General features: G+C 57.4%; 15 protein-coding genes. 7 read left to right on the top strand and 8 right to left on the bottom strand.

All coding sequences use genetic code 11. From position 1 onward, the window contains the following. The first annotated feature begins 10 nt into the window (after nt 1–10). Entirely contained in the window at nt 11–874 is an 864-nt protein-coding gene (locus GOW09_RS16690) for a DUF1989 domain-containing protein (RefSeq protein ID WP_171119691.1), read from the top strand. 37 nt (nt 875–911) lie between these two features. Here GOW09_RS16690 and deoD read toward each other — a convergent pair whose 3' ends face one another. The 3 genes from deoD to GOW09_RS16675 all read right to left on the bottom strand — a co-directional run bounded on the left by deoD (nt 912) and on the right by GOW09_RS16675 (nt 4,049). Next, nucleotides 912–1,622 (bottom strand): purine-nucleoside phosphorylase, encoded by a 711-nt coding sequence (gene deoD / locus GOW09_RS16685; RefSeq protein ID WP_171119690.1) that lies wholly within the window; start codon nt 1,620–1,622, stop codon nt 912–914. 17 nt (nt 1,623–1,639) lie between these two features. Then, nucleotides 1,640–1,957, bottom strand: a complete 318-nt coding sequence (locus GOW09_RS16680; protein WP_171119689.1) for an H-NS family nucleoid-associated regulatory protein — start codon at nt 1,955–1,957, stop codon at nt 1,640–1,642. Between the two features lie 124 nt (nt 1,958–2,081). Further along, nucleotides 2,082–4,049: a protein meaA gene (locus GOW09_RS16675; RefSeq protein ID WP_171119688.1), complete on the bottom strand. Its 1,968-nt coding sequence runs from the start codon at nt 4,047–4,049 to the stop codon at nt 2,082–2,084. A 144-nt stretch (nt 4,050–4,193) separates the two neighbouring features. On the opposite strand from GOW09_RS16675, the gene GOW09_RS16670 reads away from it, so the two are divergent. The 6 genes from GOW09_RS16670 (at nt 4,194) to GOW09_RS16645 (ending at nt 11,106) form a co-directional block, all read left to right on the top strand. Continuing rightward, the gene (locus GOW09_RS16670) at nt 4,194–5,558 is read left to right on the top strand and encodes a 1-acyl-sn-glycerol-3-phosphate acyltransferase (RefSeq protein ID WP_171119687.1); all 1,365 of its coding nucleotides are present in this window, start codon (nt 4,194–4,196) and stop codon (nt 5,556–5,558) included. Between the two features lie 136 nt (nt 5,559–5,694). Further along, nucleotides 5,695–6,978, top strand: a complete 1,284-nt coding sequence (gene ccrA / locus GOW09_RS16665) for a crotonyl-CoA carboxylase/reductase (protein WP_170346380.1) — start codon at nt 5,695–5,697, stop codon at nt 6,976–6,978. Nucleotides 6,979–7,346: 368 nt separating this feature from the next. Beyond that, a complete protein-coding gene (locus GOW09_RS16660) occupies nt 7,347–8,066 on the top strand; it encodes a LuxR family transcriptional regulator (protein ID WP_170346381.1) in 720 nt (239 codons plus the stop codon). Between the two features lie 83 nt (nt 8,067–8,149). Further along, the gene (locus GOW09_RS16655) at nt 8,150–8,788 is read left to right on the top strand and encodes an acyl-homoserine-lactone synthase (RefSeq protein WP_171119686.1); all 639 of its coding nucleotides are present in this window, start codon (nt 8,150–8,152) and stop codon (nt 8,786–8,788) included. A gap of 60 nt (nt 8,789–8,848) precedes the next feature. Next, the gene (locus GOW09_RS16650) at nt 8,849–10,381 is read left to right on the top strand and encodes an ATP-dependent RecD-like DNA helicase (protein ID WP_171119685.1); all 1,533 of its coding nucleotides are present in this window, start codon (nt 8,849–8,851) and stop codon (nt 10,379–10,381) included. After that, nucleotides 10,378–11,106: an SDR family oxidoreductase gene (locus GOW09_RS16645; protein ID WP_171119684.1), complete on the top strand. Its 729-nt coding sequence runs from the start codon at nt 10,378–10,380 to the stop codon at nt 11,104–11,106. Before GOW09_RS16650 ends, GOW09_RS16645 begins: the two co-directional genes overlap by 4 nt. Before the next feature lie 3 nt (nt 11,107–11,109). Here GOW09_RS16645 and GOW09_RS16640 read toward each other — a convergent pair whose 3' ends face one another. The 5 genes from GOW09_RS16640 to GOW09_RS16620 all read right to left on the bottom strand — a co-directional run bounded on the left by GOW09_RS16640 (nt 11,110) and on the right by GOW09_RS16620 (nt 16,651). Further along, nucleotides 11,110–11,877, bottom strand: coding sequence for a TIGR02186 family protein (locus GOW09_RS16640; RefSeq protein WP_171119683.1), 768 nt, complete (start codon nt 11,875–11,877; stop codon nt 11,110–11,112). Between the two features lie 2 nt (nt 11,878–11,879). Next, nucleotides 11,880–12,800, bottom strand: coding sequence for a sulfite exporter TauE/SafE family protein (locus GOW09_RS16635; protein WP_171119682.1), 921 nt, complete (start codon nt 12,798–12,800; stop codon nt 11,880–11,882). A 257-nt stretch (nt 12,801–13,057) separates the two neighbouring features. Further along, on the bottom strand, nt 13,058–14,026 hold the full coding sequence (locus GOW09_RS16630; RefSeq protein WP_171119681.1) for an ABC transporter permease: 969 nt from the start codon (nt 14,024–14,026) through the stop codon (nt 13,058–13,060). Then, entirely contained in the window at nt 14,026–15,120 is a 1,095-nt protein-coding gene (locus GOW09_RS16625; protein ID WP_152456858.1) for an ABC transporter permease, read from the bottom strand. Before GOW09_RS16625 ends, GOW09_RS16630 begins: the two co-directional genes overlap by 1 nt. Nucleotide 15,121: 1 nt before the next feature. Next, a complete protein-coding gene (locus GOW09_RS16620; RefSeq protein WP_171119680.1) occupies nt 15,122–16,651 on the bottom strand; it encodes an ABC transporter ATP-binding protein in 1,530 nt (509 codons plus the stop codon). Between the last annotated feature and the right edge of the window lie 82 nt (nt 16,652–16,733).

The raw sequence follows: 16,733 nt of genomic DNA, 5'->3' as shown, positions 1-16,733 counted from the left end.
TCTGCCCGGCATGACCGTTTCAGAAAACACTCTACAACCGCCCGAAGATGCCGAAGCCCGTCGCGCGGTCGCCCCTGTCATCTGTTACCCGAACGAGGCATTGCCGCGACCGGATGTACCTTGGATGAAGTCCCTTCGCGCACGCGCAAGCAAAACGGGCGAAGTGCTGGTGCCGCCACGCGATGCGCGTTGTTTTGAAGTGCCTGCCGGCCATTTCTTTCGCATCACTTCCGTCGAGGGGCCGCAGGTTGGCGATCTGAACCTCTGGAACCGAAACGACCTTTCGGAACGCTTCTATTCCGGAAAAACCCGGGCGCTGCATGGCACGCATCTGACCACCGGAGAGCGGATGTGGTCCAGTTTTCCTCATCTACGCCCGATGGCCACGATTATTGCGGATACGCTGGAGTGGTACGGGATCGATTCCTATGGGGGGTCGGTTCATGACGTCATCGGTACGCGATGCGATCCGTATACGGGCAACCTTTTGTCCGGTACGCAATACCACCATTGTTGCCATTCCAACCTGACACGCGCGCTTGCGGATCACCTCAATATTCCGCTGGCCGAAGCCGAACCCGCGGTGCACGACGTATTGAACGTCTTCATGTGTACCGGTTTCACCCGCGACACGGGTCAGTACTTCATGAAAGCCTCACCCGTGCGCCCCGGAGATTTTCTGGAATTTTTTGCCGAGATTGATTTGCTGGGCAACCTCAGCGCCTGCCCGGGCGGGGATTGTTCTTCGGAACATTCCTCGGACACGGCTGCATGCCACCCCTTGCTGGTGGAGGTGTTCGCTCCTGCCAGTGGTGATTTGAAGGGGTGGGATAGCCCTGCGAGCAATGGTTATGATCGCTCGCACGGGCGTTAGCAACGGCAGGCGCCCGTTTCCTCGTGCCTGCCCACCATCAGCTGTTGGGGAACGCAGCCTGAAGCGCGATTTCCACCATTTCACCAAAGCTGCTTTCACGTTCTGACGATGGCAGAGCCTCTCCGGTCAACAGGTGGTCGGAAACAGTCAGAACGGCCAGAGCGCGGCACTTGTGGCGCGCCGCCAGGATATAGAGTTCGGCCGCTTCCATCTCGACCCCCAGAATGCCGTGACGCACCATCTGTTCATTGAGATCTGGACGCTCGTCATAAAAGACATCTGACGAGTAAATTCCACCAACATGGGTCGGCGTTCCCTTGGCGGCAGCCGCGGTGGCGGCAGCTTGCAGCAGCCCCCAATCGGCGCAGGGTGCAAAGTTGAGCTCTTTCATGATGCCGCGCGACGGCGTGCTCAGCGTGGTTGATGTCATGGCCAGAATAACGTCACGAATTTTGACGCTGTCCTGCATCCCCCCGCAGGATCCGATGCGGATCAGGGTTTTCGCATCGTAATCGCGGATCAACTCGTTTACATAAATGGAAAGAGACGGCATTCCCATGCCGCTTCCCTGAATTGTTACGGGGTTTCCCTTCCAGTTTCCGGTAAAGCCGAGCATTCCCCGAACGTTATTGACCTGTTTGACATCGTCCAAAAACGTTTCGGCCGCCCATTTCGCCCGGTAGGGATCACCGGGCAAAAGAACGGTTTCAGCTATTTCGCCTTTTTCGGCGCCAATATGAATTGTCATTTTCAAAAACGCTCAGATTAGATTTCCAGATCAGAAATATCCACGCCTGCGGTCAGCGCGTCATGCACCCATTGAGGCTTGCGGCCGCGACCGGTCCAAGTTTGATCTGGGTTTTCCGGGTTGCGGTATTTAGCCTTTGTTTTTGTTGGCTTAACGCTGCGCGACGCTTCTCCGGACAGCTCAGACAAAGAGAAGCCGAATTCTGCCGCAGCCTTTTCTGCGGCTTTCAAAGCTTCCTGACGTTCGCGTTTTTCTGCCCTGACCAAAGCTTTTTCAATGTCATTGCGCAAAGCCAAAAGGTCTTTGCGTGGCATATTCTCAAGATTGATCCCCATCATTCTTCTCCATCAGATAATAATTACGGTGCACATGAGCGCGCACCGTAATTCTAAATATCAGCTTATTCCATCCCGAATTTTTCAGAGACGGAAACAGGAGAAAAAGTGCCTTTAAGCTAATTTACTCTGCCGCGAGGTTCCGAGGATCCGCCAGAGTAACGATATCGCCCATTATCGAATTGAGTTCGAAGTTTTTCGGGGTGTAGACCTTGGCCACACCCATGGATTTCAGTTTTTCGGCATCTTCGTCCGGAATAATGCCACCCACCACGACTGGGATATGAGACAACCCCGCCTGCCGCAGACGTTCCATGACGTCTTTGACCAGTGGCAGGTGGCTGCCGGACAGGATCGACAATCCAATGACATGCGCATCATCTTCGCTGGCGGCCGCAACGATTTCTTCGGGTGTCAGACGAATGCCCTCATAGCTGATGTCCATACCGCAATCGCGGGCACGGAAGGCGATCTGTTCGGCACCGTTGGAATGGCCGTCCAGTCCGGGTTTGCCTACAAGGAACTTCAGACGCCGGCCCAGCTTGTCGCTGACGGCATCAACAGCGGCACGCAGGTCGTCCAGCCCTTCGGTCTTGTTCGAAACAGACCCGGAAACACCGGTTGGGCCGCGATAGGTTCCATAGACTTTACGCATCTCTTCGGCCCATTCGCCCGTCGTCGCGCCGGCCTTTGCGGCGGCAATGGACGGTTCCATGATGTTTGCCCCGGTCTGTGCCGCTTCGCGCAGCGCGGCCAGGGCCGCTGCTACGGCCGCTTCGTCCCGTTCTGCGCGCCACGTATTTAGTCGGTCGATCTGTTCTTGTTCCACGGCAGGATCGACAACCATGATGCCACCGTCGTCGGTTTGAAGCGGTGATGCCTCGCCTTCGATCCATTTGTTCACACCGACAACAACGGTTTCGTTGCGCTCGATCCGGTTCAGGCGTTCAGCGTTGGAATCTACCAGTCGGGACTTCATGTATTCGATCGAAGCGACCGCGCCGCCCATCGAATCCAGGTTGGCCAGTTCGGCCCGTGCGCCTTCTTTCAGTTCTTTCACCTTGGCATCGACTGCGGGGTTTCCATCGAACAGGTCGTCGTATTCCAGCAGATCGGTCTCATAGGCCAGGATCTGCTGCATCCGCATCGACCACTGCTGGTCCCACGGGCGCGGCAGACCCAGCGCCTCGTTCCAGGCGGGCAACTGCACCGCTCGGGCGCGGGCATTCTTCGACAGGGTTACGGCCAGCATCTCGATCAGGATGCGATAGACGTTGTTTTCGGGCTGCTGCTCGGTCAGACCCAGAGAGTTCACCTGCACGCCATAGCGGAATCGACGGAATTTCGGATTTTCAACGCCATAGCGTTGTTGCAGGATCTCATCCCAAAGATCCACGAAGGCACGCATTTTGCACATTTCGGTGACAAAGCGGATGCCAGCATTTACAAAGAAGGAAATCCGACCGCAGAGCGCCGGGAAATCCTCGGCAGGTACACGTGGGCGCAATTCGTCCAGCACGGCGATGGCAGTGGCCAGGGCATAGGCCAGTTCCTGCTCTGGCGTCGCTCCCGCCTCTTGCAGGTGGTACGAGCACACGTTCATCGGGTTCCATTTCGGAACATTGGTATAGCAATACTCGGCCACGTCCGCGATCATCTTGAGCGACGGCTTGGGCGGGCAAACATAAGTGCCGCGGCTCAGGTATTCCTTGATCAGGTCGTTTTGAACCGTGCCCTGTAGTTTGGATACATCCGCGCCTTGCTCTTCCGCGACGGCGACATAAAGCGCCAAAAGCCATGGCGCAGTGGCGTTGATCGTCATCGAGGTGTTCATCTGCTCCAGCGGGATCTGGTCGAACAGAACCCGCATGTCGCCCAGATGACAGACCGGCACACCAACCTTGCCGACTTCACCGCGGGCCAAAGTGTGGTCGCTGTCATAGCCCGTTTGAGTGGGCAGATCGAAGGCCACCGACAGGCCGGTTTGGCCTTTCGCAAGATTCCCCCGATAAAGCGCGTTCGAGGCTTTGGCCGTGGAATGACCGGCATAGGTTCGGATGAGCCAGGGGCGATCTTTCTGCGTCTGCGTCATAGCGGGGCCTCGCGTTTCAGTGGGCAATAAAATTTCGTCTTGAGGTTCTAAAGCGCAATTTTCGGGACATGTCAATTCGCTGCGTTGCGGCATGCCGCAATTGTTCAGATTGTGGGCGGCTGTGATTGGTGGCAATCTGCCGCCATGACGCAAACCGTGGAACTTCCGCTTTGGCTTTTCGTGCTGATCGTGGTCTTTGCCATGGTCACTTTCGCATCGCATTTCCTGTTTCCGTCCGTCCGCTGGTTTTTCCGTCGCAGGCTGGAACGCGCGGTGGCGCGCCTGAACCAGCGCCTTCAACGCCCGATCCAGCCCTTCAAGCTGGCGCGTCGACATGACATGATCCAGCGCTTGATTTATGATCCGCAGGTCGGCCAGGCGGTTCAGCAACATGCCCGTGAAACCGGCATGCCCGAGGCCGTCGCCTCGGAGCAGGCACGTCGTTATGCCCGAGAGATCGTTCCGTCATTTTCGGCCTTCGCCTATTTCAGCTTTGCGATCCGGTTGGCCCGCTTGCTGAGCAACACATTCTACGAGGTACGGCTTAGCTATCAGGACGAAGAATCCGTCAGGAACATTGACCCCGAAGCTACGGTTGTCTTTGTCATGAACCACCGGAGCAACATGGATTACGTTTTGGTCACGTATCTTGCAGCCCGGCATTCTGCGCTGTCTTATGCTGTCGGAGAGTGGGCCCGGGTCTGGCCGCTCAGCCGATTGATCCGGGCGATGGGGGCGTATTTTATCCGGCGCAAGTCCGGCAGCGAACTCTATCGTCAGGTTCTGTCCACCTATGTACGCCACGCAACCGAAGCCGGCGTAACTCAAGCCATGTTTCCAGAAGGCGGGCTGAGCCTGACCGGGGCCATTGCGCGCCCCAAGCTTGGACTGCTCAAATACATTATGGATGGAACATCGCCACAGGGGCGCGATGTGGTGTTTGTCCCGGTTGCTCTGAATTACGACCGTGTGTTGGAAGACACCATCCTGACCCGCGCGGCACTTGGAACAGAGCGGCGGTTTCGCGCACGGATCGGCGTCATCACGCGCTGGATAGTGAAACAGATCTGGCGTCGTTTGATCGGCCGATACAAGCGGTTCGGTCTGGCGTCCGTCCGGTACGGCAGGCCGATCTCTCTCAAGGAATTCCGGGCTGAAGGCAGTGACGACATGATGACGGATTTGGCTCGGACGCTGATGCAGCGTATCCAGCATGCTATTCCGCTTGTGCCGGCACCAGCGGCCTGTTTGCTGGTGCGCGACAAGGGCCCGATGTCCGAAGAAGACGTGCTGTCACAAATCCGACAGATGATGGAGCGCGATGATCCGCAGACCAAGGACAATTCGCAGGCCATATCAAATGCTTTGGATCAACTGGTTGAACGCCGGATTCTGAACCGACAGGGGAACATGCTGTCCGTATCAGGTCAGCGCGGCGATCTTCTGGACTATTACGCCGCATCCGCCCCGGCGGATTCAGGTAACCAGGTTTCTGCATCCGCAAAATAACTTTCTGCAACCGCTGGGTCATAAAATTACAATATGGCGCCAAAAACGGTTGCAATATTACTCATCGCCCAATATTCCAGTCTGTGAAGCGCGCGATTCTGCGTCGCGGCAAAGGCACTGAACAGAGGAGGCCGGCATGGCTTTGGACACCGAAAGTGGTATCGCGTCGTACGAGGCACCTGAAAAAGATCTGTATGAAATGGGTGAAATCCCGCCCATGGGATATGTCCCAAAGCAAATGTACGCTTGGGCCATCCGCAAAGAACGTCATGGTGAGCCGAACACCGCCATGCAGCAGGAAGTTGTGGATGTTCCGACCCTGGACAGCAACGAAGTGCTGGTTCTGGTTATGGCTGCCGGGGTCAACTACAACGGCGTCTGGGCTGCTCTGGGGCAGCCGATCAGCCCGTTTGATGGCCACAAAGCACCCTACCACATCGCGGGTTCGGATGCGTCGGGCATCGTTTGGGCCGTTGGCGACAAGGTAAAGCGCTGGAAAGTTGGCGACGAGGTTGTGATCCACTGCAACCAGGACGACGGCGATGACGAGGAATGCAACGGCGGCGATCCGATGTATTCGCCCAGCCAGCGGATCTGGGGTTATGAAACGCCGGATGGCTCGTTCAGCCAGTTCACGCGCGTGCAGGCTCAGCAGCTTATGCCGCGCCCCAAGCATCTGACATGGGAAGAAGCGGCGTGCTACACCCTGACGCTGGCAACCGCATACCGGATGCTGTTTGGCCACGAGCCACACGATCTGAAACCGGGTCAGAACGTCCTGGTCTGGGGTGCATCCGGGGGCCTGGGTTCCTATGCGATCCAATTGATCAATACCGCCGGCGCAAATGCGATCGGTGTGATTTCAGACGAAAGCAAGCGTGATTTCGTTATGGGTCTGGGCGCCAAAGGTGTTCTGAACCGTCGTGATTTCAACTGCTGGGGACAATTGCCCACGGTCAACACACCGGAATATGCCGAATGGTTCAAAGAGGCCCGCAAATTCGGCAAGGCGATCTGGGACATAACCGGCAAAGGCAACAATGTTGACATGGTGTTCGAACACCCGGGTGAAAGCACTTTCCCGGTGTCGACCTTCGTTGTGAAAAAAGGCGGTATGGTCGTGATTTGCGCTGGAACATCGGGTTTCAACTGTACATTCGATGTGCGCTACATGTGGATGCACCAAAAGCGTTTGCAGGGCTCGCACTTTGCTCATCTGAAGCAGGCGGCAGCCGCGAACAAACTGATGGTCGAGCGTCGTCTGGATCCCTGCATGTCCGAAGTGTTCACCTGGAATGACCTGCCTGAAGCACACATGAAAATGCTGCGGAACGAGCACAAGCCGGGCAATATGTCCGTTCTTGTTCAGGCGCCGCGCACTGGTCTGCGTACCCTCGAGGAAGTCCTGGACGCAGGTTGATAACCCGCCAGGGTTGTAGACACAAAACACCCGCGAATCACCTTGTTGGTTCGCGGGTGTTTTGTGTTTTTCAGGCCTCTGACGATCTTTCAAATGTTTGCATTTTTGCCCATCGCTATTTTTGGGGAGTAGAAACCGGCGAATAGGCTGAAAAAGATCATACATGTTATGGTTGTGTTAACCCTTCGTTAACTGTTTCAGAGAGACCCTGATGGCGCAAAATGAGTGGATATTGGACGTATTGTCGGACCTCAATGCTTTCGCCGTTGCGAATGGTTTGAGCGCGCTTGCAGAGCAGCTTGATGACACAAGACTGATCGCGGCTGCCGAGATTGCGTCCTTGAAGAACGAGGTACGGGCGCCCGCGGATGGCAACGAAGGTCGATTTGGGTCAAATCCTTCAGGATTTGGAAAACACCAACACGCTTGAAGAACTCAGCGCCGTAGCGGAGCGTTTGCGGGACGCGTTGAAGGTCGAGCACCTGACGTATCACTGGGTTGACGGTGCCGGAGATCAATACGGCTACACCACCTATTCAGACGCTTGGGATGAGCGCTACAGGGAAAAAAACTATCACCGTATCGACCCAGTGATCTTGGGGTGTTTCCAGCGGTTTCACCCGGTTGACTGGAAGTCTCTGGATTGGTCCGGCAAGGTGGCGAAAGCCTTCCTTCTGGATGCGCAAAGCCATGGCGTTGGCAATCAGGGGTATTCCATCCCAATTCGGGGTCCAAATGGTCAGTTCGCCCTGTTCACGGTCAACCACAGTTGTGATGATCAAACCTGGAAGAACTTTATCTCGACTTACGGGCGTGATTTGATTCTTGTTGCGCATTACATAAATCGCAAGGCGCTGGAGTTTGAAAAAGACAGGCAGCCGGACTGCCCGCGCAGCTTGTCGCCAAGGGAAATCGACGCGATCACACTTTTGGCGTTGGGATACAGCCGCGCCCAAGTGGCCCATTCCCTGACGATTTCCGAGCATACGTTGCGCGTTTACATTGAAAGCGCGCGCTCAAAGCTGGGCGCACATAACACAACCCACGCAATCGCCACGGCACTCAGCCGGGGATTAATAGTGGTTTAAGGGGTGAACGGCCTCCACACGCAAAATTAACCACGACTCTGTACTCCTTTCGTTCCTGCACAGGACGACAAGGGGAACAAGTCATGTTGCGTTATCTATATGCCGATGAGTTACACAGATTTCCGACTCTGGCAGAGGGGATGTTCAAGGATCGCGCGGATCAGTTCAAGACCCGGTTGGGGTGGGATGTCCACGTCAACGAGAAAGGGGAAGAGCGGGACGAATACGATGATCTCAATCCGCTTTACGTCATCTGGGAAGAGCCGGATGGCAGCCACGGAGGGTCGATGCGTGTATTGCCTACGACCGGCCGGGTGATGATCAATGAGGTTTTTGGTCATCTCAACGGCGGTAAGCCGATTTGCAGCCCCCTGATCTGGGAGGTGACCCGGTTCTGCCTGTCGCGAACAGCCAGCCCGCATACTGCCGGCGCCATCATGCTGAGCGGAGGCGAAATGATGGAAGGTTTCGGCCTGACGCATATCGCCGGCGTATTCGATGCCAGAATGATCAGAATCTATCGCCTGATCGGGTCATCGCCCGAGGTTCTGGGAACCCAGGGCAGCGGACGCGATCAGATTTCAGTCGGATTGTGGCCCTATTCCGCGGACGACTGCAACCGGGTGGCCGCGCGTGCGGGCATCCCGCGTGATCTGTCTCGGATGTGGTTCAAGGCCGCATTCGGGCCGAAGAGACAGCACCGGTTCGCCCTGTCCGCTTAAGTGCCGGAAAACGCCAATCCACATCTGGTGGTGGTCGGCGCGGCCCTGTAGGGTCGCGCCATGTCCTTGCCGAATGTAACGTTCTCAGATGATCAGGCCGCCGCATATGATAGCATCGCCGAGATGCTGCGGGCAGCGGGTGTTGATCTCGAAGATGATGCCCTTCTGAAACTGCCAGGCGCAGGAAAATCAGGTGTGATGGCCGTGATCGGCAAGGCTGGTTCGGGCAAAACGCTGCTGTTGGCCGAGCTGTACAAGGCACTGGCAGAGACGGGTGTTCAGATCGTGTCCGGCGATTATGAGAGCCGCAAATCGAAAGACAAGCGCAGCCTTGCTATCCTGGCCCCGACGAACAAGGCTGCAAGCGTTCTGCGATTGCGCGGCGTGCCTGCGACCACGATTCACCGCATATTGTACACGCCGGTCTATGATCCGGAATACGAGCGTATCGCGGAATGGCTGGCCGGCAATGACGAACGCCCCGATATCGAAGGTTTGACGGATGAAGCCTTGGATCGTGCAGCTGCTTTTTATCAAAACAACAATTCTATCCCCGGGGCGCTGGCCGCCGCCGGTTTGCGAGGGTCGGATTTCATCACCGGGTGGAAGCGCCGTGACGAACCGCTGGATATCGGGTTCGTCGACGAGGCGTCGATGCTGGATGACCGCCAGTTCGATGATCTCAAGGAGATTTTCCCGACCCTTCTGTTGTTCGGCGATCCGGCTCAGCTGGCACCGGTAAATCAGTCTGGCAGCATGGTGTTCGAGGCATTGCCCGAGCCCAGGAAGCTGACACTTCAGCGCGTGCACCGCCAGGATGCAGACAATCCAATTCTGGATCTTGCGCATGCGCTGGCTGACCCGGCAATGGGCTTCGAGGATTTCGAGCGACTGATCGAAGAAACAGCCCGTCGGGATGATCGGGTTGTCTGGGGCCAGCGAGTTGAGGTCGATCTGATGGCCCGAAGCCCGGTTCTCGTCTGGCGCAACGCCACGCGCATTCGTTTGATACAGGCCTTCAGGCAAGTTCACGGCGCACCGGATACGGAATTGCTGGAAGGTGAACCGCTTATTTGTGATGGGATCGAATTGCCCTTGAAACATCGCAAGAAACGGCTGGACCTTGAGGCGCGCGGGCTGATCAAAGGAGCTCAGGTAGTATATCTGGGGCCGGGACGAAAGCCGGGGTTCTCGCGTCTTCACGTGATGGGGGCCGAAGACCCGCAGGTCAGCGCCGCGTCCATTGTTCAGATCGAAAAACCGGACGAGGAAGAGCCGTTTATTCCCTATGCCGCCCGCATGGGGGCGACCTTTTTGCACGGAGCGGCCGTGACGATCCACAAGGCGCAGGGGTCACAATGGGATACGGTTCAGGTGTTCGCTCCGGACCTCTATGCCGCCGCTCGCATGGGCCGGACCGAGGCCGGACAGCCATTGTGGAAGCGTTTGGCATATGTCGCGATCACACGCGCGCAAGAGCGGCTGATCTGGGTGGTGCGCAATCGCCTGTCGAAACCCACGCACCCCCTGCGTGTGGATGACTTGAGGGCGATTCCGGCGGCTTCGCTGACATTGGAGGCGGAAGAGACATGAAATCCATCATCGTAACGGGTGCCAGTTCAGGTATCGGCCGGGCAACGGCCCTGCTGTTCTTATCCCAAGGGTGGACGGTCGGGCTGTTGGCGCGCAGCAAGGACAAGCTGGAAGCTCTGGCAAAAGAGCATCAGGCAGCCATCGTCCTGCCTGCGGATGTGACCGACCCGAATGCGGTTGAACGGGCTTTTCGGTCTTTTACAGACCGCACCGGGCGGCTGGATGTTCTGTTCAACAACGCCGGGATCTTTGCGCCGGGCGGCACGATCGACGAGATCGCTCTGGGCGATTGGTATCAAAGCGTCAACGTGAACCTGAACGGCATGTTCCTATGCGCGCGTGAAGCTTTCAAAATCATGCGTCACCAAAACCCGCAGGGCGGCCGGATCATAAACAACGGCTCGATAGCGGCACATGTTCCGCGCCCGAATTCGGTACACTATTCGGCCACAAAGCACGCCATTACAGGGCTGACGCGCAGCCTTTCGCTGGATGGGCGTCGCTTTGGAATTGCCTGCGGGCAGATCGATATCGGAAATGCGCGCACGCAGATGGTTCAGGGCCTTGTGGACGCGGCGCAAGCCGCGGGCGAAACACCAGATCCGACGATGGCCGTGGAAGACGCCGCGCGCTCGGTCCTGCATATGGCAAGCCTGCCGCCCGAGGCCAACGTGCAGTTCATGACCGTCATGGCCACGACCATGCCCTATATCGGCCGGGGGTGACGGTTACTTTTCTCGCAACAGCCGGAAGGCTGTCGAGGCGCCCCAGCCTGCCGCAATCGCTATGACCAGCGACATCAGGCCGTACCAGACGGGCTGCTGGCGGGACATATTGTACAAAAAACGCTCCAGACCGACTTTCCGGACATCAATGATCGCTTCATATTGCGAGACGACCTCTCCGCCTCGGGTGAGGAAAATCCGGGCGGAATAATCGCCTTCGGTCAGGTCGGCGGGCATATCGATTGAGGTACGGAACAGGGTTTGTTCATCCACTGCTACGGTGTTTTCGCGGATCGAATATAGTTGTTCGTGTTCTCGAATTCTTATTACGGCGTCTGCAAAATCCTGTGCGCCCCGGATATGCATCGCGGCACCGACCGAGCGGATCGCGCGTTCGATCGAAATCCGGTAACGCAGGTCTTCGGTGTCGGACAGGATGTCGTCAAAGGGCCCGCTGGTTGCAACGGCGTAAAAGCTGGGTGCAAGGTCGACAAGAACACTGTCGGTGTTCACCCAGATCCCAAGCTTGCGTTCCTTGCGTCGCACGGTGACAGGCTCGGACGGACCCGCAACCGCGACGATGACTTCGACCGGAGGGCCGGAAGGGATTGGGGTTTCCCGCTTGATGGCCCCAAAAATCAGAAGTTCAGATCCGTCGAATGTCGCGGTGATGGCAACCCGGTCCTGGCTGAGACCAAGGACAACCTGTTCTTCCGCTGCCAAAGCGGGCGTGCAGAACAAGCACAGGGCGGCAATAAGCGAACGCAGCATCCTCAGTGCCCTCCGCCGCTACCAAGCGAGTAGAGCTCGGCGGGTTCGATAAGCAGATCAAGTGCAAGCTTGCCACATACGGCCAGCACCAGAGCGGCAAGCAGCACGCGCAATTGTTCCGCCGGCATCCGGGCTCCGATCACGGTTCCGATCTGGGCGCCAATGACGCCGCCAACCAGCAACAAGACTGCCAGAACAACATCAACCGTATAGTTGGTGGTGGCGTGCAGCATCGTGGTGAAGGCTGTCACAAAGATGATCTGAAACAGCGACGTGCCGACAACGACCTTGGTCGGCATACCCAGCAAGTAGATCATGGCAGGGACCATGATGAAGCCGCCGCCAACGCCCATGATCGCCGACAAAACCCCAACGCACAGACCGACCAAGGCCGGCGGGATGACCGAGATATACAGGCCCGAGGTGCGAAAACGCATTTTGAAGGGCATGGCATGGACCCAGCCCCGCTGCCGGCGCTTGGCAGGGGCCGCGCCGCCTATCTTGGCTTTACGCAGTGCCCTCAGGCTTTCGACAAACATCAGGCTGCCAATGACGCCAAGAAAAACAACGTAACAGAGTGTCACCAGCAGATCGACCTGACCCAGGCTTTTGAGATAGTTGAAGACAACCACGCCCAAAGCGGCCCCAACAAGCCCGCCAACCAGCAATACCGTTCCCATTTTGAGGTCCACGGTCTTTCGTCGGAAATGTGCCAGAACTCCGGAAAAGGATGATGCGACGATCTGATTGGCTTCGGTAGCAACAGCCACCGCCGGCGGAATACCGATGAAGAACAGCAGCGGGGTCATCAAAAAGCCGCCACCGACACCGAACATTCCGGACAGGATGCCAACCATGCCGCCCAACCCCAACAAGAGAAAGGCGTTTACTGAGACTTCGGCGATGGGAAGGTATATCTGCATGGGCTCTTCTAGTCGCACTGAGTTGAGAGGCGCAACGCCATAGCGTCGCATTCGCCTAAATATTTAAAAAATTGAATGTGACTAATCGGCACATACGACCAGACCTGCCTGTTTGCGCTGATCGGGTCTGCGGACAACTGCCAGTTTGCAGGAAGGTACACACTCATACCCTCTTAGAACGGTTGCGGCATGCAAAATCAACTCTGCATGCCGCTCCGCAGCGAACAGGACTGAAACTCAGTTCGGAACTGGCCTTATCAGCGCTCTTTGACGTAGGGTTCTCCGCCTGCCCGAGGTGGGATGGCTTTGCCGACGAAGCCGGCAAGGATCACCACCGTCAGAATATAGGGCAGGGCGTCCATCACCTGCACGGGAATCACGACGCCACCCAGATCGATATTTTGGAACCGCAGCGCGATCGCTTGCAGCAGACCAAACAGCAAGCAGGCCCACATGGCATGCCACGGGCGCCACTTGGCAAAGATCAGGGCGGCCAAGGCGATAAAGCCACGACCGGCGGTCATTTCCTTGACAAACCCTGCCTGCAAGGCCGTAGCCAGATAGGCGCCTGCAATACCGCACAGCACACCACAGATGGCGACAGCGGCGAACCGCAGGCCAACCACCGAGACACCGGCGGTGTCCACTGCGGCCGGGTTCTCACCCACCGCCCGCAAGCGCAGACCGAACCGGGTGCGATACAGAATCCACCAAGTGGCCGGAACCATCAGGAACGCGACATAAACCAGGATCGAGTGGCCCGAGAGCAATTCGGAATAGATGGGACCAACAATCGGCACACCGCTGAGGGACTCGGCGAATGGAAAGTTGATCGGTTCGAACCGGCCCCCGCCAAACAGGGAGGGTGTCCGCCCACCTTGCTGAAACCAGCTTTGCGCGACCAAGACAGTCAGGCCCGAGGCCAGAAAGTTGATGGCCACGCCCGATATCAATTGGTTGCCCCGGAAGGTGATCGACGCCAGCCCGTGCAGGCCCGACAGCAACAAAGAGGATGCGATACCAGCCAGCAGGCCCAGCCAAACCGACCCTGTGAAAGCTGCGATTGCAGCCGAAAAGAACGCTGACATCAACATTTTGCCTTCGAGGCCGATGTCGAAGATCCCGGCCCGTTCCGAAAACAGACCGGCCAGACAGGCAAGCAGCAGTGGCGTGGACAGGCGAATGGTCGAATCCAGAACCTGAATGAGGGTTACAAAAAATTCCATCACTCAGCCCTCTTCCGCATACCCAGGAAAAGTTTTTCAAGCGGCATTCGCACCATGTTGTCCAATGCGCCGGTGAACAGGATGACCAGGGCTTGAATGACCACGATCAGTTCCCGCGGAATCGAAGCCCACAGCGCCAGCTCGGCGCCGCCCTGATACAGAAATCCGAACAAGAGCGCGGCCAGAAACACGCCGAACGGATGTGAACGCCCCATCAGAGCCACGGCGATGCCAATGAACCCCGCGCCCTCGGTCGAGTTCATAACAAGTCGCTCGGCTTCGCCCATGACATTGTTGATGGCCATCAGCCCTGCCAGCCCGCCGGAAATCAGCATCGCGACAATCGTGATGCGCACAGGTGAAATACCGGCATAGACAGCGCCGGTCTCGGAATGGCCGTAAGCCCGGATTTCATAACCCAGACGCGTGCGCCAGATCAGCGCCCAGACAACGACGCAGGCAAGCAACGCGATAAAGAAGGTGATGTTCGCAGGAGCGCCGCGGAAAACAACATTCTCTGCGGTCGAGAACATCTCCTGGAAAGAGGGCAGATGCACGCTTTCAGAGAACCGCGCGGTGGCCGGGTCCTGCGACCCTTGCGGGCGCATGACATTGACCAGCATGTAATTCAGGAAAGCAGCGGCGATGAAGTTGAACATGATCGTGGTGATCACGATATGGCTGCCACGCTTTGCCTGAAGATAGGCCGGAATGGCCGCCCAGAGCGCGCCGAACAGCATCGATGCCGCGCAGGCGGCAAGCAAGGCAATGCTCCAATGCGGCCAGTCGACATAAAGACAGACCATGGCCACGCCCAGCCCGCCCAGCATCGCCTGACCTTCGCCCCCGATGTTGAACATACGGGCATGGAAGGCGACGGCCACCGCAAGACCGGTAAACATGAAGTTGGTCGCGTAATAGAGCGTATAGCCCCAGCCATAGGTCGATCCCAGCGCACCAGTGACCATCAATTTGACGGCTTCGACAGGGTTTTCGCCGATGGCGAGAATGACCAGCGCCGAAAGGATTGCGGCCAGTATCAGACTGATCAGGGGGATCAGAATGACATCGGCCCATTTAGGCATTTTTTCCATGTTACGCGGCCTCTCCCGCAACACCGGCCATCAGAAGGCCCAGTTCTTTTTCATCTGTCTCATGGGGCAGGCGTTCTCCCATGATATGTCCGTCAAACATCACCGCGATCCGGTCCGAGAGCGAGAAGATTTCTTCCAGTTCGACCGATACCAGCAGGATTGCCTTGCCCTGATCACGCAGCGCGACAATCTGTTTGTGAATGAACTCGATGGCGCCGATGTCCACGCCCCGCGTGGGTTGCCCGACCAGCAGCAGGTCAGGGTTGCGTTCAATCTCGCGGGCGACAACGATTTTCTGCTGATTGCCGCCCGAGAAACTTTTGGCTGCCAGCCAGGGATTGGGCGGGCGGACGTCGAATTTTTCGATCTTTGCTTCGGTATCGGCGCGCAACGCCGCGTTGTCCATGAAAATACCGCGTTTATAGGCCGGGTCGCGGTGATATCCGAAGGCCACGTTTTCCCAGGCGTGGAAGTCCATGATCAGGCCTTCGCGCTGCCGGTCCTCGGGCACGTGGGCAATGTGTTGCGCGCGACGGGCCTGACCATCTGATCCGGCTCCACTCAGTGCCAGCGGTTCGCCGTTCAGCTTGATCGAGCCCTGTCCGGGGCGCATTCCACCAAGAACTTCCAGCAGTTCGGATTGACCATTGCCGGCCACGCCGGCGATGCCGACGATCTCACCTGCGCGCACGGTCAGGTCGATGTTTTTGACCCGTTCAACGCCTGCCGAATCAAAAACGCTCAGATTTTCGATCTCGAGAATGGGTTCGCCGGGCGTCGCGGGCACTTTGTCGACTTGCAGCAGAACCTTGCGGCCGACCATCAGTTCGGCCAACTCCTCGGGGCTGGTCTCGGATGTTTTGACCGTCGCCGTCATTTGCCCGCGCCGCATAACCGATACGGTGTCGGTGTTTTCCATGATCTCGCGCAGTTTGTGGGTGATCACGATGACTGTTTTGCCCTCGGACCGCAGTCGGTCGAGAATGCGGAACAGCTGATTGGCTTCGGCTGGGGTCAACACGCCGGTCGGTTCGTCCAGAATCAGAATTTCGGCCTTGCGGTACAGCGCCTTCAGGATCTCGACCCGCTGCTGCATCCCCACGCCGATCTCGTCGATGCGCTTGTCGGGATCGACGAACAGTTCGTATTCTTCCTCGAGCTCTTTCAGCTCTTTGCGGGCTTTTGCCAGTGATGGCGCCAGCAACCCGCCATCCTCGGCGCCCAGTACGATGTTTTCTAGTACGGTGAAATTTTCCACCAGCTTGAAATGCTGGAACACCATCCCGATGCCCGAGGCGATGGCCGCCTGGCTGTCCGGGATGTCGGTCTTGGTCCCATTGATCCAGATCTCACCTTTGTCGGCTTTGTAAAAGCCGAAGAGAATGCTCATCAACGTGGATTTGCCTGCGCCGTTTTCACCGATGATCCCATGGATCGTACCGGGTGCAACGCTGATCGAGATGTCTTTGTTGGCCTGAACTGGCCCAAAGGCTTTGGATATCCCTTTGAGCTCAATGGCTGGGACGGTCATGTCTTGCCCTCAACTGCCGAGAAACCCATCCGGCTGTCCGCCCGGATGGCGAAGTGGGTGGCGAGGCGGAAGGCATTCTCCC

It is taken from the genome of Ruegeria sp. HKCCA5463 (assembly GCF_013034175.1).
Lineage (GTDB): Bacteria > Pseudomonadota > Alphaproteobacteria > Rhodobacterales > Rhodobacteraceae > Ruegeria.
The sequence above is the reverse complement of the archived record's forward strand: the minus strand, read 5'-3'. Positions and strand labels throughout refer to the sequence as shown.

Coding starts and splice junctions, on each gene's coding strand:
- GOW09_RS16650 (WP_171119685.1), top strand. CDS start 8,849: ATGTCCTTGCCGAATGTAACGTTCTCAGATGATCAGGCCGCCGCATAT.
- GOW09_RS16690 (WP_171119691.1), top strand. CDS start 11: ATGACCGTTTCAGAAAACACTCTACAACCGCCCGAAGATGCCGAAGCC.
- GOW09_RS16635 (WP_171119682.1), bottom strand. CDS start 12,800: ATGCAGATATACCTTCCCATCGCCGAAGTCTCAGTAAACGCCTTTCTC.
- deoD (WP_171119690.1), bottom strand. CDS start 1,622: ATGACAATTCATATTGGCGCCGAAAAAGGCGAAATAGCTGAAACCGTT.
- GOW09_RS16640 (WP_171119683.1), bottom strand. CDS start 11,877: ATGCTGCGTTCGCTTATTGCCGCCCTGTGCTTGTTCTGCACGCCCGCT.
- GOW09_RS16680 (WP_171119689.1), bottom strand. CDS start 1,957: ATGGGGATCAATCTTGAGAATATGCCACGCAAAGACCTTTTGGCTTTG.
- GOW09_RS16675 (WP_171119688.1), bottom strand. CDS start 4,049: ATGACGCAGACGCAGAAAGATCGCCCCTGGCTCATCCGAACCTATGCC.
- GOW09_RS16625 (WP_152456858.1), bottom strand. CDS start 15,120: ATGGAAAAAATGCCTAAATGGGCCGATGTCATTCTGATCCCCCTGATC.
- GOW09_RS16645 (WP_171119684.1), top strand. CDS start 10,378: ATGAAATCCATCATCGTAACGGGTGCCAGTTCAGGTATCGGCCGGGCA.
- GOW09_RS16655 (WP_171119686.1), top strand. CDS start 8,150: ATGTTGCGTTATCTATATGCCGATGAGTTACACAGATTTCCGACTCTG.
- GOW09_RS16630 (WP_171119681.1), bottom strand. CDS start 14,026: ATGGAATTTTTTGTAACCCTCATTCAGGTTCTGGATTCGACCATTCGC.
- GOW09_RS16660 (WP_170346381.1), top strand. CDS start 7,347: ATGGCAACGAAGGTCGATTTGGGTCAAATCCTTCAGGATTTGGAAAAC.
- GOW09_RS16670 (WP_171119687.1), top strand. CDS start 4,194: ATGACGCAAACCGTGGAACTTCCGCTTTGGCTTTTCGTGCTGATCGTG.
- GOW09_RS16620 (WP_171119680.1), bottom strand. CDS start 16,651: ATGACCGTCCCAGCCATTGAGCTCAAAGGGATATCCAAAGCCTTTGGG.
- ccrA (WP_170346380.1), top strand. CDS start 5,695: ATGGCTTTGGACACCGAAAGTGGTATCGCGTCGTACGAGGCACCTGAA.